The sequence below is a fragment of the Marivita sp. S6314 genome (genome assembly GCF_023015985.1).
Classification (GTDB): domain Bacteria; phylum Pseudomonadota; class Alphaproteobacteria; order Rhodobacterales; family Rhodobacteraceae; genus Marivita.
This window is the reverse complement of sequence record NZ_JALKAO010000002.1, coordinates 464786-480965: the sequence shown is the minus strand read 5'-3', so window position 1 is coordinate 480965 and position 16180 is coordinate 464786. Positions and strand designations below refer to the sequence as shown.

Sequence of the window (16180 nt, the reverse complement as noted above, 5' to 3'; positions counted from 1 at the left end):
AAAAACCAAAAAAGTCCAACATCTAAGGGAGACACTCATGACATCATTGAAAAACACGGTCGCCACCGGCGTCATTGCCGGGGCCGTCGCGCTGACCGCCCTGCCTGCGGTTGCTGCGGAAAAGTGGGATATGCCGATGGCGTATTCCGGGTCCAATTTCCATTCGGTCACCGGTGCAGAATTTGCTCAATGCGTGACCACCGGCACTGGCGGCGAGATCGAGATCACGACCCATCCCGGCGGGTCCCTGTTTGCGGGTGCCGATATCAAGCGCGCCATTCAGACGGGGCAAGTCCCGATTGGTGAGCGTCTGCTGTCTGGTCACCAGAATGAAAGCGCGATTTTCGGGTGGGATTCCGTCCCTTTCCTCGTGTCGTCCTTTGACGAGCATGACAAGCTGTATGAAGCGGCAAAACCTGCAGTGGAAGAGGTGCTGGCCGAACAGAACCTGACGCTGCTTTATTCCGTACCGTGGCCGCCGCAGGGGCTGTACTTCCGGGACGAGGTTAACTCGGTCGCCGATATGGAAGGGCTCAAATTCCGCGCCTATAACAACGCCACGTCGCGCATGGCTGAACTGACGGGCATGTTGCCGGTCACGATCGAGGCCGCCGAGATCAGTCAGGCCTTTGCCACCGGTGTCGCGGATTCGATGATTTCGTCAGGGGCCACCGGATATGACCGCAAGGTCTGGGAAAGCCTGAACTATTTCTACGAAGTCGATGCCTGGCTGCCGCGCAACTATATCATGGTCAATTCGGACACATGGGCAGGCGTGTCGGACGCCAACAAGAACGTCATCAACGCCTGCGCGCGGATGGCGGAATATGCGGGCACATGGCGGGCCAAGGAATACACAGGCTTTACCATGGCCGGGCTGGCCGCTGGCGGTATGAGCGTTGGCCGCGCATCGGATCAGTTGATGGACGAGCTTAAGGCTGTTGGCGAGACGATGAGCGCCGAATGGCTTGAAGCCGCGGGGGATGCCGGTCAGGCCATCCTCGACGCGTATAACGCGGAGTAAGGTCAAGCGGGGCGGTCCACTCGGGTGGGCTGCCCTTTTTGCATGTCTATACAAAAGGCGAATCCCATGAGCGCCCTGCGCAAGACACTCGACTTTCTTTACGCGCTGAGCGGGGTTCTGGCAGCGCTGTGCCTCATTTCCATCCTGTCGCTGATCGTGCTGCAGATGTTGGCCCGCTGGACCGGCGAGGTCTTTCCCGGAGCGCCCAATTATGCCGGATACGCGATGGCTGCGGCGTCGTTCTTTGCGTTTGCCAATGCGCTGGGGCGGGGCGCGCATATTCGTGTGTCGATCCTGCTCAATGCGGTTCCCAAACGGGCGAAATGGGTGCTTGAGGTCTGGTGTTTCGGGCTTGCGGCCGCGATTGCGGCGTATTTCACCTATTACGCTTATTATTTTGTCTATTGGTCCTGGAAATTTAACGATGTGAGCCAGGGGCAGGACGCAGCCCCGCTCTGGATTCCGCAATCCGTGATGGTGGCCGGCGGGGCGTTGCTGACGATCGCACTCCTCGACAACCTTGTGCACCTGTTCCTGCGCGGGGAGCACCGCATCGTGCGCGATACCGTCGAAAGCCACGGGGAGTGATCCGGTGACAGAACTCTATGCCATCATCATCTTCCTGTTCGTTCTGTTTCTCCTGCTTGGCACGGGGGTCTGGGTCGGCCTTGCGCTGATGGGGGTTGCGTGGGTCGGGATGGAATTGTTCACCACCCGTCCCGTGGGCGACGCGATGATCACGACGATCTGGGCGTCGTCCTCAAGCTGGACGCTGACCGCGCTGCCGATGTTCATCTGGATGGGAGAGATCCTGTACCGCACGCGGCTGTCCGAAGACATGTTCAAAGGCCTGTCGCCATGGCTGGCCCGTCTGCCCGGTGGGCTGGTGCACACCAATATCGTGGCCTGTACGGTGTTCGCGGCTGTGTCCGGGTCTTCGGCGGCCACGCTGACCACCGTTGGCAAGATGTCGATCCCGGAACTGCGCGCGCGCAAATACCCCGAGAAGATGGTGATTGGCACCCTGGCGGGGGCGGCTACGCTGGGCCTGATGATCCCTCCATCGCTTGCGCTGATCGTCTATGGCGTCACCGTCAACGAAAGCATCACCAAGCTGTTCTTTGCAGGGGTGTTCCCGGGCCTGATCCTTGCGGGAATGTTCATGGCCTATGTGGCGATCACATCCGTCACGTCAAAGGATTGGAACCCGGACATGGAACGCGGGATGAGCTTTGCCGACAAGGTGCGCAATTCGCGATTCCTGATCCCGGTCTTCTGCCTGATCTTCGTTGTGATCGGATCCATGTATCTGGGCTATGCCACGGCAACCGAGGCGTCCGCCATCGGTGTCATCGGGGCGCTGCTGTTGGCGGCGTCTCAGGGCAGCCTGTCCTGGGACAGTTTCCGCACCTCTTTGATGGGGGCGGTGCGCACATCGGCGATGATTGCGTTGATCTTGGCAGGGGCCGCCTTCCTCAAGCTGTCGATGGGCTTCACCGGCTTGCCGCGCGCTTTGGCGGACGGGATCGCGGCGTGGGAGCTGTCACGGTTCGAACTGCTGATGGCGCTACTGGTGTTCTACATTGTGCTTGGCATGTTTCTTGATGGCATTTCCTCGGTCGTGCTGACCATGGCGGTGGTCGAACCGATGGTCCGCGACGCCGGGATCGACCTGATCTGGTTTGGTATCTTCGTCGTTGTCGTGGTCGAGATGGCGCAGATCACGCCGCCCATCGGGTTCAACCTGTTTGTGTTGCAAGGCATGACCCATCACGAAATGGGCTACATCACCAAGGCCGCCTTGCCGATGTTCCTGATCATGGTCCTGATGGTGTTTGTGCTGATCTGGTTCCCCGAAATTGCCACGTGGCTTCCGGACAATATCCGACAATCGGGATAGCGGAGTGGGACCTTCGCACTACGGCTGCACAGTCTCCATCGCGGTGATCTGCAACAGGATCCGACGCACAGTTTCGGCATCTTCAGCGCTGAAATTCTGCATCAGGCGTGTGTTGTAACGCGCAGCCTCGGCGACAAGATCGTCAAACGCGTTTTCCCCCGCGCGGGTTAGTGTCAGCACTTCCTGACGTCGATCCTGTTCCATCCGATTGCGCTGGATGAACCGCCGGGTTTCCAGCGCGGCCACCGCACGACTGACCTTGGTTTTGTGAAGCCCGGCGCGGTCGCAAATTGCTTTGGCGGTCAGCGCGCCATAGCGCCCCAGATGAAACAGCACGCGCCATTCGGTGCGCAGCATGCCGTATTTGAGACGGTAATATTTCTGGAACTCCAGGCTGGTTTTTTCGGCCGCCTGATTCAACAGATACGGCATGAAGTCTTCAAGTTCGAAGGGTGATTTTTCTTTCATGTCTCCAAAATAAACCATTGATAGTTACAAACACAACTAATACCCAGCGCCTACGCGACCTCGGGGGAGAGATGCAATGAACAAAATCACGCAATCAGGCGCGTTGATCCGCGCAGTCAGCCCGGCACGGTCTGGGGCAACCGGGTACATTGCCACCAACCGGGACTGGCGGCAGAAAACCCTGAATTCTGAACGGATGAGAACCATTTAAGCCCCGCAGGATGCAAGACCCGTGGGTTCTTTCCCGAGGGCACGCTGTATGCGAAACTCGATCCGGGCAATGAACGATCCTCGGGACCAATTCAAAGAAAGACGAACTGACATGAGCAAGGCCTTCGCGTCCCAAGGGGACATGACCGAAAAGACCATCACCTTTGACGAAATCGGCGACGGGCTCTGGGCCTTTACCGCCGAAGGCGACCCCAATTCTGGTGTCATCATCGGCGATGACAGCGTGATGATTGTCGAAGCGCAGGCCACGCCACGCCTTGCCAACAAGGTGATCGAAAAAGTGCGCGAAGTGACCGACAAGCCGATTTCGCACGTGGTTCTGACGCATTATCACGCGGTGCGGGTTCTGGGTGCGTCGGCCTTTGGGGCCAGCCAGATCATCATGTCTGACACTGCCCGCGCGATGGTGGCAGAGCGCGGTCAGGAGGATTGGGACAGCGAATTCCAACGCTTCCCGCGCCTGTTCGAAGGCCACGAAAGCATCCCCGGTCTGACATGGCCGACCACGACCTTCTCGGACAGCATGACGGTGTATCTGGGCAATCGGCGCGTTGACATCAAACAGATCGGTCGTGCGCATACTGCGGGTGATGCGGTGATCCATGTGCCGGACCAAAACGTGATGTTCACCGGCGATATCGTGGAAGACCATTCCGCCTGTTATTGCGGTGACGGGTATTTTGGCGATTGGGGCACCACGCTCGACGCGATCAAGGCGTATGATGTGGACGCCATCGCTCCGGGTCGTGGCGCAGCACTGGTCGGCAAGGATGCGGTTGAACGCGCGATTGAAAGCACCCGCGATTTCGTCAACAGCACGTACCAGCCCGCGGCCAAGGTCGCCGTAAAGGGCGGGTCGCTCAAAGACGCCTGGGATGCGGTGCGCGAGGTCTGCGATCCGAAGTTTAAGGATTTTGCGATCTACGAACACTGCCTACCGTTCAACGTGTCCCGCGCCTATGACGAAGCGCGCGGCATCTGGCACCCCCGCATCTGGACCGACAAGCGCGATCTTGAAATGTGGGAACAGTTGCAGGGGTAAGAAACGATGGTTGCTGTCAGATACCAAACGGCCTTCCGGCTTTATCCGTACGAAAAGGTCGCCGAACAGGACGCTTCGGTCCCGGTGCGTCATCCGGTTGTCATCGTCGGCGGGGGACCGATTGGCATGGCGCTGGCGCTTGATCTCGGGCAGCGCGGGATTTCCTGCGTTGTTCTGGATGACCATGACGGTGTTGGCATGGGCAGCCGGGCCATCTGCTTTGCCAAGCGAACGCTGGAAATCTGCGACAGGCTGGGCTGCGCCGATCCGATGGTCGACAAGGGTGTGGTGTGGAATCTTGGTCGCGTCTTCCGGGACGAGGACGAGGTCTATTCCTTCAACCTGCTGCCCGAGGACGGCCACAAGCAACCCGCCTTCATCAACCTGCAACAGCCCTATTTCGAACAGTTCATTGTCGAGGAAATCCGCCGCCAACAGGCCAAGGGCGCGCCGATCGACATTCGCGGGCAGAACTGCGTAACCGCGCTTGAACGGCATGACGACCATGTTGTTCTGGACGTCGATACGCCAGACGGCCCGTATCAGATCGAAGCCGAATACCTTGTTGCCTGCGATGGTGCGAATTCCCCGATCCGGGGCATGATGGGGCTCGATTTCGAAGGCCGCGTGTTCGAGGACAACTTCCTGATCGCTGACATCAAGATGGAAGCCGAATTTCCCGTCGAACGCCGGTTCTGGTTTGATCCTCCCTTCAACCGGGGCGAAACGGCCTTGATGCACAAACAGCCGGATGATGTCTGGCGGCTGGATTTCCAGCTAGGCTGGGACATCGACCGCAAGGCGGAACTTGATCCCGACAAGATCAAAACCCGTGTGCGGGCGATGATTGGCGAAGACATTGATTTCGAACTGGTCTGGACCTCGATCTACACATTTCGCTGCTGCACGATGAAAGACTACCGCCATGGGCGTGTTTTCTTTGCAGGCGACGCCGCGCATCAGGTCAGCCCGTTTGGCGCGCGCGGTGCCAATGGCGGAATTCAGGATGTCGATAACCTAGGCTGGAAACTGGCAGCGGTGTTGGACGGGCAGGCGACCGATGCGTTGCTCGATACGTATCATACCGAACGCAAACATGGCGCGCTTGAGAACATCAAGAACTCCAGCCGGTCGGCCGATTTCCTGACGCCGCGCAATCCGGCACATGCGCTGTTCCGTGATGCGGTGCTGGATCTGGTCAAGGACCATGCATTTGCGCGTCCGATGGTCAATTCGGGTCGTTTGTCGCTGCCCTGCACATATGATCAGTCCGCCCTGAACGGCGAAGATGCGTTGCCCAACGGTCCGTCCCGAACGCAACCGGGAAGCCCGTGTTGCGATGCGCCGGTAGATGGCGGGTTCCTGTTGCAGCACCTGACCGGCAAGTTTGCGCTGTTGGTGATCAATGCCACGGCCCCGGACACGGTGGTGGTGGACGGGATGTCTGTCCCCGTTGTCTCGGTCACCGCACAGCCGGACGGGGCTTTGGCCGAGCGATATCTGGGGGCGAACCCGTCTGCCGTTTACCTGATCCGACCGGACCAACATGTCGCCGCCCGCTGGCCGTCGTTTGATCCGGGTGCAATCGAAGCCGCGTATCGTCGCGCACTGGCAAAGGACACGTGATGTCTGGTTTGAACCTCGACCCGAATTTCGACAATGCCGACGACTTTTATGCGGCGCTGCTGGCGGCGCATGATGGGTTGGACGAATCCGACATGCATGCGTTGAACGCGCGTCTTATCCTGATCCTCGCCAACCACATTGGGGACAATGCCATTCTGGAAGACGCATTGCGCGCAGCCCGAGGCACGTCGTAAGCCAGTTGCATTGTTTGCCCCGACAGGGCGTCCGATTTCCCTTTGATGCTGGCCATGTCTGGCGCAGCGTGCTGTCGCGGCGTAGAAACGTGCCAGCACAAAGGGGACGTGGATCATGAGCAAGCTTGATGCGAAATTTGCCGAACTTGGCGCGGACAATGCCCCGGGGCAGGAGGTGCGCCAGAATGCCGACAGCCTGGCATCGGTCATGCGCGGCGATCCTCTGTCCGGCACGCCGGTTGATTTTTCCCATGGCGATGTTGATGCCTTTGAACCCACACCCGGTGCGCGCGCGGCGTGGGAAGAGGGGTTCGAAACCGGTGGGGCGCAGGCCTATACCGAATACCGCGGCGCGGCCTCGATCCGTGATGACGTCGCGGCAAGTCTGGCCACCTTCACCGGCGCGCCGGTGGACCCGGTTGATGAGCTGATCATCACACCCGGCACGCAGGGCGCGCTGTTCCTTGCCTTGGGGGCGGTGGTCGAACAGGGAACGAAAGTTGTGGTTATGGAGCCGGACTACTTTGCCAACCGCAAGCTGGTCACCTTTTTCGGGGGCACCATATTGCCCGTCACGCTGCATTACCTCGACGCGGCCGGGCCGGACCTGACGGCCCTTGAAGCCGCGTTTGCGGCCGGTGCCGAGGTTCTGGTGTTTTCGACACCGAACAATCCGACCGGTCAGGTTTATTCCGAAGACGCGATCACGCAGATCGCGGCTTTGGCCAAGGCGCATAATGTCACCGTGATCGTGGATCAGCTCTATTCCCGCCTGCGCTACAGCGGGGAGACCTACACCCATCTGCGGGCCTGCGCCGAACGACCGGAAAACCTTGTCACGATCATGGGGCCGTCGAAGACTGAATCCCTCAGTGGCTTCCGCTTGGGTGTCGCCTTTGGCACCGCGTCTCTGATCGACCGGATGGAGAAGTTGCAGGCCATCGTATCGCTGCGGGCAGCCGGGTATTCGCAGGCGGCGCTTCGGACGTGGTTTCGGGAACCTGACGGGTGGTTGCGCGACCGCATCGCGCAGCACGAAGCCATCCGCGACGACCTGCTGGCCGTGTTCCGCGCCGCTGGGTTCCCGACTGCGGCACCGCAGGCAGGAAGTTACCTCTTCCCGCAATTGCCCGAACTTGTCGTCTCACCGGAAGATTTCGTGCGGTTGTTGCGCGTTCAAGCGGGGGTGACCGTGACACCGGGGTCCGAATTCGCGCCACACACCGCGTCGAGCATTCGGTTGAATTTCTCGCAGGATCACGCGGCATCGGTGGCGGCGGCGCACCGGATTGTCGAAATGGTCGAAAGGTACCGCGCATGAAAATCGGTATCGCCGGAATGGGGGCCATCGGCACGCGCGTTGCGCAGGAATTGGACCGCGGCGGCATTCCGGGGTGTACGCTGGCCGGGATCGCGGTGCGCAACGCAGAGCGGGCTGCGGATGCCAATGCGCGCCTGACGCAGCCGGTCCCGAACCATTCCCTACAAGAGATCGCGCAGCAATGCGATGTGATCGTCGAATGCCTGCCGCCACAGCTGTTCCTCGATCTGGCACGCCCGGTTGTTCAGGCCGGGAAGACACTAATTGTCCTGTCCGCCAGCCAGCTTTTGGGACAGCAGGCCTTGCTGGATGAAGCCGCGCAAACCGGCGCACGGATCGTGATCCCGTCCGGTGCGATGTTGGGTCTTGATGCAATCAAGGCGGTGGCGGTTGGTGACATTCAGTCCGTCGTGATCGAAACGCGCAAGCCGGTCGCCGGATTGATCAACGCGCCCTATGTGAAAGATCAGAACCTGAAGCTGGATGGATTGACCGAACCCTATCAAATCATCGAAGGCGCGGTCAGCGATATTGCCAAGGTCTTTCCCGCAAACGTCAACGTGGCCGCCGCCGTCAGCCTTGCCGGCATCGGTCCGGACAGAACCCGCATGGAAGTCTGGGCGGACCCATCGTTGGAGCGCAACCTGCACACCGTGCGGGTGATCTCGGACAGTTCCGACTTTACGATGTCGATCCAGAACCGCCCCAGCATGGAAAACCCGGCGACCGGCAAAATCACCGCGCTGAGCGTGATTGCCCTGCTACGTCAGTACAGCGCTGTTTTGCAGGTCGGCACCTGAAGGTCAGTCAAGACGGACATTGCTGGAGGAGGACCCCTGTTCTTCGGCGCTCCATCCCATCTGGTCCAGAATGATGTCTCCGCTCACAGCAATTACAGCGATGGCGGCGAACCCTAGCAACATGGCTTTCACTTCGTGCCCTCCTCTGGCGCGGTTTCCCGACGCAGAAAGCTCACAAGGTCGGCGCGGTCCTGCGCGCCCGTGATCCGCTGCATCGGCATCTTGGTTCCGGGAATGTAGTCTTCCGGGCCGATATCGAAAAGGGCATCAATGGTCGTTTCGTCCCAGACAATGGTCGAACCGGTCAGGGCGCGAGAATAGCTGTAGTCCGACACGGTTCCTGCCTGACGTCCGAACAGGTTGAACAGGCTTGGCCCGGCCCGCCGCGCGCTGCCCGGTGTCAACGTGTGGCAGATCGAGCATTTGCGCATGAATTGCCGCTCGCCATTGGGCATGGTGGCCGCATCTTTGAGAAATCCGGGATTGCCCGTCGCCATCGGATCCATTTGAGCCATGGCGGCAACCGGCCAGGAATACATCCGGGGATCAAGCCCACCGGCATGAATGTTCGCGCCATCGCGCGAAAAGGCGAGCGCCCAGACCGGGCCGCGCTCTGTCGCGCGGAAATCGCGGTCAATGCGCCAGTCTGTTGTGTCGACAACCATGATGTAGCCTTCACCATCCCCAACAGCCAACTGCCGCCCGGCAGGATCTTGGGTCATGGCGAGGATGGGCCGGCGCTCTAGCGTCAGATCGGCCAGGATATCGCCAGTGGCCAGATCAACCGCGCGGGTGCCGCCATCAACCGCCCCATAGGCAAGCCAGCCCGCCGTTTCATTCAATTCGATCTCGTTCACGCCGAACCCGTGTTCAACCAAGCGCTGGGTTTCCTGCGCCTGTGATACGTCCCACGCCCGGATTGTCCCGTCCGAAGAGGCCGAATAAAGCTGCTGTCCATCTTGCGTGAATGCGATGTCGTTGACCGGACCGCTATGCCCTGCCAGCATCGTCGGCGCGCCGCCCTGAGTGGGCCAAAGCCCAACTGTCCCGTCCCAGCTTGCCGAAGCAAGCCATGCACCATCAGGGGAAAGCGCCAGCGAAACGATTTTGCCTTTGTGCCCGGTCAGTGTGGCCACCGCCTCACCGTCCGGTGACCACGTTCGAATGACGAAATCATCGCCCGCCGAATAAATCGCGCCATCCGGGCCAAACACAACCGCATTCACGGCGGCTTCGTGCCCGTCAAGCCAGAGCGGGGATCCGTTGGACCAAAGCCCGACCGCGTTGTCGAAACTGACGGTTGCGATCTGGTCGCTGTCGGACACAGCGATCCCCATGACCGGACCGCCGTGCCCCTTAAGCGTGAAGAACTCGTCCGCACCCACCGGTGCGGCGGCCAGAGCCACTGCACAGATGGCTGCGATTCTGCGCATCTTATTCAGCGGGTGTGGCACTTTTCGGGGCTTCACCTTCGCGTTTCTTGACCTCTTCGACCCACAGGCTGTGGTGTTCCTTGGCCCATTGCTCTTCCACCATCCCGGTGCCCATCGCGTCAAAAGCGCCTTCCATGCCAACAGACCCGATATAGATATGCGCCATGATGATCGCCATCAGAACAAAGCTGACGATGGCGTGCCAGAGCTGGGCATATTGCATCTCTTCATGCGGGGTCAGCACCTCGGGCAGCACGCCAAAGCCCATCAATTCCGGCAATCCGGTAACGTTAAGCAGTGCAAAGGTTTTGGCGAACAGCGGCAGTTCAAACGGGAACAGCAGCGACACACCAGACACGGCAATCGATCCACCAAGCACGATGGTCGACCAGAAAATCAGCTTCTGACCGGCATTGAATTTCTTGGCCGGGGGATGTTCACCGCCAAACAATCCACCTCCCTTGGCCAGCCAACGAATGTCGCTGCGATCCGGGAAGTTGTGCACGATCCACATAAACAGGATCATGACCAGTGCGATGATAAAGGCCCACGAAACGTTGTTGTGAATCCATTTCGAATAGCCCGCGATCAAGGCATAGGGTTCGTGTCCAAACGCCGGGATCAGGAACTTGCGGCCCATCAGCGAAACAAGCCCGGTCAGCCCAAGCAGGATGAACGACCCGGCCAGAAGCCAATGACCGAAGCGTTCGAAATTCTTGAACCGTTCGATGCGTCGTCCGGTCTTTTCACCGTCAATCATCACGCGCCCGCGCAGGACAAAGAACAACAGCAGCGCGCCAAGCGTGCCCAGCAACAGGTAACCGCCATAGGTCAGCAACGGACCTTCGCGGAACTGAAGCCACCACATGCCCCGGTCCTGGATCAGCACGTCCGCTGCAGGACCGCGCACCTGCGTTGTGATATCCGCCGCGTTGAACCGCATGCCGCGCCACAGATCCGGATCAGACGCGCCGCCCAATGTGCCAAGCTGATCGCTGATACCCGCAGCGGCAGCCGGATCGCCGATGTTCTGGGCCCGATGGGTATTGTCGACCGCAAGCCCCTGTTGGCGGCGCATGATGTCTTCAAGCGTTGTGGCCCCGCCAGTGGCAGAGCGATCGGCCACTGGCGGGGCTTCAACTGCGTCTTGCTCCTGCGCCGATGCGGGGTTAGGCCCAAGCGCTGTCAGCATGACGGCACACAAAAAAGCACTCAGCGCGCTTCGCCAAATCGTCAGTCGAACGTTTCGCATGAAAGTCTGCCCTTTCCATTTGAAGGTGTGCCCGAACGGATCAGTGATCTGCGCGTCCGCTCCAACCGCGTTCGGACATCCTACCTTGGTCTTGGTGCGGCTCCTAGGGGCCGTGCTTGCGACTTTAGAACGATATCCTGCATCACACCTTCATTTTTCGCGGAAAAACGCCAGATAATGCAATATGCCCTTGAACCTGTTTAACGCCGTTTTGCCAAGTCTGCCCGATGCGCATTGTCAGTTATAACATCCGCAAGGCCGTCGGGCTGGACTGGCGCCGCGATCCGTTGCGGATCATCCGCGTTCTGGAAGCGCTTGATGCGGACGTTGTGGCGCTTCAGGAAGCCGACAAACGTCTGGGCGCGCGCCCTGCGGTTTTGCCGGAAGATGCGCTGCACGACCACACAGGTCTGCGGGCTTTGCAGATTGATGACGGGCCAAGTTCGGGCTGGCATGGGAACGCGATCCTTGTGCGGGATGGCTGGTCGGTGCGCCAAACCGAACGCTTCAGCCTGCCGGGCATTGAACCAAGGGGCGCGCTTCGGGCGGACCTGAGCGGACCAGACGGCGCGTTCACCATTGTCGGCACCCATCTTGGCCTGCGCCGCCCGTGTCGCCAGCTTCAGCTGTCGCATCTGATGACGTCCATTGGGGATGACGCGCCAAGAACCATCCTGGCGGGCGATATGAACGAATGGTCGCCGCGGATCGGATTTGGAATACTGGACGGTGTGTTCGACGTGGTGAAGCCAGGGCGGAGTTTCCACACAACCCGCCCTGTCGCATCGTTGGATCGGTTCGCCCTTGGCCGAGAGCTGACTTACAAGGACAGCGGCGTCTACCGGGAAGGCGAGGCCAAACGGGCGTCGGATCACCTGCCGGTCTGGATTGATCTCGACATCTCTGCACCCGCCTAGCCCAAAAGCAAAACGCCCCGGACAGTGCCGGGGCGTTTCGTATACATGTGTGCTGACAGCGGGATCAGCCGCCCTTCTGATCGTAGGCTGTGCCCCAACCCCAAGCGCCGGAGCCAAACCCACGCGCGACAACACGTTCGCGGTAGATGGAGGCTACGATGTCACCATCGCCGGCAAGCAGCGCCTTGGTGGCGCACATTTCCGCACAGATCGGCAGTTTGCCTTCGTCGATGCGGTTGCGGCCGTACTTGGCAAACTCGGCGGTGGAGTGGTTTTCTTCCGGGCCACCGGCGCAGAAGGTACACTTGTCCATTTTGCCGCGTGAGCCGAAGTTTCCGGCTTGCGGGTATTGCGGCGCACCGAACGGGCAGGCGTAGAAGCAGTAGCCGCAGCCAATGCAGAGGTCCTTTGAGTGCAGGACCACACCTTCTTCGTTCTGGTAGAAGCAATCCACCGGGCAGACGGCCATGCACGGCGCGTCTGAACAGTGCATGCAGGCCACCGAGATCGACCGTTCGCCGGGATTACCGTCATTGATCGTTACGACCTTGCGACGGTTGATGCCCCACGGAACTTCGTGCTCGTTCTTACAGGCTGTGACGCAGGCGTTGCATTCGATGCAGCGTTCGGCGTCGACGAGAAATTTAGCGCGTGCCATGTTTCAGGTCCTCCTTATGCCGCGACGATTTTGCAAAGCGTCGACTTGGTTTCCTGCATTTGGGTCACCGAGTCGTAGCCATAGGTCTGTGCCGTGTTGGTTGATTCACCCAGCACATAGGGGTCTGCTCCGGACGGGTACTTGGACCGCTGGTCCTCGCCCTGGAAGTGTCCGCCAAAGTGGAACGGCATGAAGGCCACGCCCGGCGCAACCCGGTTGGTCAGCATTGCCATCACCTTGACCTTGCCGCCCTCGGGCCCCTCAACCCAGACCTGCGCGCCGTCCCGCACACCAAGGTTGTTGGCGTCACGCGGGTTGATCTCGACGAACATGTCCTGCTGAAGTTCCGCCAGCCACGGATTTGACCGGGTTTCGTCCCCGCCGCCCTCGTATTCGACCAGTCGGCCGGATGTGAGGATGATCGGATAGTCACCCGAGAAGTCCTTGGCCTGGATCGACTTGTAGAGCGTCGGCAGGCGGTAGAACTTCTTGTCCTCGTAGGTCGGATAATCCGCCACCAGATCGTAACGCGGCGTGTAGAGCGGTTCGCGGTGCAGCGGCACCGGATCCGGGAAGGTCCAGACAACGGCACGAGCCTTGGCGTTGCCAAACGGCGCACATTCATGCGCAATCGCAACCCGCTGGATGCCGCCCGAAAGGTCGGTTTTCCAGTTCACCTTCGCGACCTTTTCGTCGAAATCGGACGGGAAGGGCGACATGCCCGCTTCACCGACTTCCTTGGTATAGTCCTGGAACCCGTCCACGCCTGCCGCTTTCGCGATAAAGGCGCGTTCCTCATTGGTCAGGTCCGTGTGCCAGCCAAGATCCTTGAGCATTTGATAGGTGAATTCCGGATAGCCATCCTGAATCTCCGAGCCTTGGCTATAGACACCTTCGGCCAGCAGGTTGTCGCCGTCCCGCTCCACGCCAAAGCGTGCACGGAAGGTCAGACCGCCTTTGGACACCGGCTTGGACATATCATACAGGTTCGGCGTGCCCGGGTGCTTCATCTCGGCGGTGCCCCAGCACGGCCAAGGCATACCGTAGTAATCGCCATCAGCCGGGCCACCAATCGCTTGCAGCGTTGTGCGGTCGAACGTATGCTGGTTCGCCATGTGCAGCTTGATCCGCTCCGGCGATTGACCTGTATACCCAACCGTCCACATGCCGCGGTTGAATTCGCGGGTCACGCTTTCGACGTTTGGCGTGTTCTCGTCTTCCATCTCGATATTGCGGAAGAAGCGATCTGCAAAGCCGAACTTGTTGGCGAACAGGCCAATGATCTCGTGATCGGTCTTGGCCTCGAACAAAGGTGCCATGATCTGATCACGCCACTGAAGTGACCGGTTCGACGCTGTGACAGAGCCACGTGTTTCGAACTGTGTCGCCGCCGGAAGCAGGTACACCCCATCCGTCCGGTCATGCAGCACGGCCGAAACAGTCGGGAATGGATCAACAACAACCAATGTGTCGAGTTGTTCCATCGCTGTCTTCATCTCGGTCATGCGGGTCTGCGAGTTGGGCGCGTGGCCCCACAGAACCATGACCTTGACGTTGTCGGGCTGGTCGATGTTTTCCGGGTCTTCCAGAACACCGTCGATCCAGCGCGAAACAGGGATACCGGTCGCATTCATCAGGTTCTTGGCATCATCGCCGGTCCCTTCGGAATGGAACTGCCCTTTCAGCCAGTCAAGGTCTTCGCCCCAGACACGGGCCCAGTGCGCCCAAGCCCCTGCGGACAGGCCGTAATAGCCGGGCAGGGTGTGGCTGAGAACACCAAGGTCTGTCGCGCCCTGCACGTTGTCGTGGCCACGGAAGATGTTGGTGCCGCCGCCGGAGGTGCCCATGTTGCCAAGCGCCAACTGTAGCACACAGTAGGCCCGTGTGTTGTTGTTGCCGTTGGTGTGCTGGGTGCCACCCATGCACCAGATCACGGTGCCGGGACGGTTATTGGCCAGCGTGCGTGCGACGCGCTCAAGCTGCGACCCGGGTGTGCCGGTGACGCGTTCGACTTCCTCGGGGTTCCACTTGGCCACTTCTTCCTTGATCTGGTCCATGCCCCAGACACGGGTGCGGATAAATTCCTTATCCTCCCAACCGTTTTCAAAGATGTGCCACAGGATGCCCCAAACCAGCGCCACGTCGGTGCCGGGACGGAAGCGGACGTATTCATCCGCATGCGCGGCTGTGCGCGTGAAGCGGGGGTCACAGACGATAACCGGCGCGTTGTTCTGCTCTTTCGCTTTGAGCAGGTGCAGCAGCGACACCGGGTGCGCTTCGGCGGGGTTGCCGCCGATCACAAAGATCGCGCGGGAATTGTGGATGTCGTTGTAGCTGTTGGTCATGGCGCCGTAGCCCCATGTGTTCGCTACGCCCGCAACCGTGGTCGAGTGACAAATCCGCGCCTGGTGATCGACGTTGTTGGTGCCCCAATAGGCTGCGAACTTACGGAACAGATACGCCTGTTCGTTGTTGTGCTTCGCAGAGCCAAGCCAGTAGACCGAGTCCGGGCCATGCGCATCGCGGCTGGCCAGCATCTTGTCACCAACTTCGTTGATGGCCTGCTCCCAGGAGATGCGCTTCCACTCTCCACCCTCTTTCTTCATCGGGTACTTGAGACGGCGTTCGCCGTGGGCGTGCTCACGAACAGCAGCGCCTTTGGCGCAATGTGCGCCAAGGTTGAACGGGCTGTCCCAGCCGGGCTCTTGCCCGATCCAGACGCCGTTCGACACTTCGGCGACAACGGTACAGCCGACCGAACAGTGTGTGCAGACGGATTTGACCGTCTCGACTGCGCCACGCACAGCGCCTGCGGCGCTGGCTTGTGTGACAGTGCCGCCTGTTGCGCTGATCGCGGCAAGACCACCGATGGCCAGGCCGGAGCCGCGCAGGAATGAGCGTCTGTCGACGGATTTGTTTGAAATGTCCGAGATCAGGCCGGTTCGCGCAGCGCGCCGTGTGACCCCTCCGGTTTTCTTTCTAAGCATGGTGTCCCTCTTGAGCTACCTTGAGCACTTGGGCTCGAAAGCTGGGTTGCGTCCTGCGGCGGGTGTTATTGTGGGCCGACAGGCGGGGTGAGGCGTGCTGCGCTAGAAACGCGTGCTGGCCAGATAGGCGCGGGTGTGCGCAGTGTCCTGCATTTTCCCGTCTGCGACCGGAGCCTCGTCAGCTGCGGCTTGGGTGCCGGTGACGGCCACTGCCGCAACAGCAGCGGGCGCGGCGGTACCGGCCAGCTTTAGAAAATCACGACGACTGGATGCCGTTTCCGTTTTCTCTGTCATGGAAGTCTCCTTCCTTTCTTCCAAATGCGCGGC

Annotated in this window: 16 protein-coding genes; 10 read left to right on the top strand and 6 right to left on the bottom strand. The window is 60.2% G+C overall.

All coding sequences use genetic code 11. The features are described 5' to 3' along the window. Positions 1 to 37: 37 nt before the first annotated feature. The 3 genes from MWU54_RS06855 to MWU54_RS06845 all read left to right on the top strand — a co-directional run bounded on the left by MWU54_RS06855 (position 38) and on the right by MWU54_RS06845 (position 2924). Positions 38 to 1024: a TRAP transporter substrate-binding protein gene (locus MWU54_RS06855; protein WP_247081652.1), complete on the top strand. Its 987-nt coding sequence runs from the start codon at positions 38 to 40 to the stop codon at positions 1022 to 1024. A gap of 66 nt (positions 1025 to 1090) precedes the next feature. Next, positions 1091 to 1612: a TRAP transporter small permease subunit gene (locus tag MWU54_RS06850; protein ID WP_247081651.1), complete on the top strand. Its 522-nt coding sequence runs from the start codon at positions 1091 to 1093 to the stop codon at positions 1610 to 1612. 4 nt (positions 1613 to 1616) lie between these two features. Next, positions 1617 to 2924, top strand: a complete 1308-nt coding sequence (locus MWU54_RS06845; protein ID WP_247081650.1) for a TRAP transporter large permease subunit — start codon at positions 1617 to 1619, stop codon at positions 2922 to 2924. Positions 2925 to 2942: 18 nt separating this feature from the next. Here MWU54_RS06845 and MWU54_RS06840 read toward each other — a convergent pair whose 3' ends face one another. Next, positions 2943 to 3356: a MarR family transcriptional regulator gene (locus MWU54_RS06840; RefSeq protein WP_247081649.1), complete on the bottom strand. Its 414-nt coding sequence runs from the start codon at positions 3354 to 3356 to the stop codon at positions 2943 to 2945. Between the two features lie 112 nt (positions 3357 to 3468). On the opposite strand from MWU54_RS06840, the gene MWU54_RS18725 reads away from it, so the two are divergent. The 6 genes from MWU54_RS18725 (at position 3469) to MWU54_RS06815 (ending at position 8606) form a co-directional block, all read left to right on the top strand. Continuing rightward, positions 3469 to 3603: a hypothetical protein gene (locus tag MWU54_RS18725; protein ID WP_281495999.1), complete on the top strand. Its 135-nt coding sequence runs from the start codon at positions 3469 to 3471 to the stop codon at positions 3601 to 3603. A 111-nt stretch (positions 3604 to 3714) separates the two neighbouring features. Continuing rightward, complete coding sequence (locus tag MWU54_RS06835) at positions 3715 to 4665, top strand: MBL fold metallo-hydrolase (RefSeq protein WP_247081648.1); 951 nt, start codon at positions 3715 to 3717, stop codon at positions 4663 to 4665. 6 nt (positions 4666 to 4671) lie between these two features. After that, positions 4672 to 6291, top strand: coding sequence for an FAD-dependent oxidoreductase (locus MWU54_RS06830; RefSeq protein WP_247081647.1), 1620 nt, complete (start codon positions 4672 to 4674; stop codon positions 6289 to 6291). Then, complete coding sequence (locus MWU54_RS06825) at positions 6291 to 6485, top strand: DUF2783 domain-containing protein (RefSeq protein ID WP_247081646.1); 195 nt, start codon at positions 6291 to 6293, stop codon at positions 6483 to 6485. The genes MWU54_RS06830 and MWU54_RS06825 overlap by 1 nt, the downstream gene beginning before the upstream one ends. Before the next feature lie 115 nt (positions 6486 to 6600). Then, positions 6601 to 7806, top strand: a complete 1206-nt coding sequence (locus MWU54_RS06820; protein WP_247081645.1) for a pyridoxal phosphate-dependent aminotransferase — start codon at positions 6601 to 6603, stop codon at positions 7804 to 7806. Beyond that, entirely contained in the window at positions 7803 to 8606 is an 804-nt protein-coding gene (locus tag MWU54_RS06815) for an aspartate dehydrogenase (protein ID WP_247081644.1), read from the top strand. The genes MWU54_RS06820 and MWU54_RS06815 overlap by 4 nt, the downstream gene beginning before the upstream one ends. Before the next feature lie 128 nt (positions 8607 to 8734). On the opposite strand, the gene MWU54_RS06810 is transcribed toward MWU54_RS06815, so the two are convergent. Together MWU54_RS06810 and MWU54_RS06805 are read right to left on the bottom strand one after the other, a co-directional pair. After that, positions 8735 to 10039, bottom strand: coding sequence for a c-type cytochrome (locus MWU54_RS06810; protein WP_247081643.1), 1305 nt, complete (start codon positions 10037 to 10039; stop codon positions 8735 to 8737). 1 nt (position 10040) lies between these two features. After that, positions 10041 to 11231 (bottom strand): formate dehydrogenase subunit gamma, encoded by a 1191-nt coding sequence (locus MWU54_RS06805; protein ID WP_247081642.1) that lies wholly within the window; start codon positions 11229 to 11231, stop codon positions 10041 to 10043. 287 nt (positions 11232 to 11518) lie between these two features. Here MWU54_RS06805 and MWU54_RS06800 point away from each other — a divergent pair, with 287 nt between their 5' ends. After that, positions 11519 to 12208, top strand: a complete 690-nt coding sequence (locus tag MWU54_RS06800; RefSeq protein WP_247081641.1) for an endonuclease/exonuclease/phosphatase family protein — start codon at positions 11519 to 11521, stop codon at positions 12206 to 12208. A 64-nt stretch (positions 12209 to 12272) separates the two neighbouring features. On the opposite strand, the gene fdh3B is transcribed toward MWU54_RS06800, so the two are convergent. The 3 genes from fdh3B to MWU54_RS06785 all read right to left on the bottom strand — a co-directional run bounded on the left by fdh3B (position 12273) and on the right by MWU54_RS06785 (position 16147). Continuing rightward, entirely contained in the window at positions 12273 to 12866 is a 594-nt protein-coding gene (fdh3B, locus tag MWU54_RS06795; protein WP_247081640.1) for a formate dehydrogenase FDH3 subunit beta, read from the bottom strand. A gap of 14 nt (positions 12867 to 12880) precedes the next feature. Then, the gene (locus MWU54_RS06790; protein ID WP_247081639.1) at positions 12881 to 15853 is read right to left on the bottom strand and encodes a formate dehydrogenase subunit alpha; all 2973 of its coding nucleotides are present in this window, start codon (positions 15851 to 15853) and stop codon (positions 12881 to 12883) included. Positions 15854 to 15955: 102 nt separating this feature from the next. Beyond that, positions 15956 to 16147, bottom strand: coding sequence for a twin-arginine translocation signal domain-containing protein (locus tag MWU54_RS06785; protein ID WP_247081638.1), 192 nt, complete (start codon positions 16145 to 16147; stop codon positions 15956 to 15958). Positions 16148 to 16180: the final 33 nt, after the last annotated feature.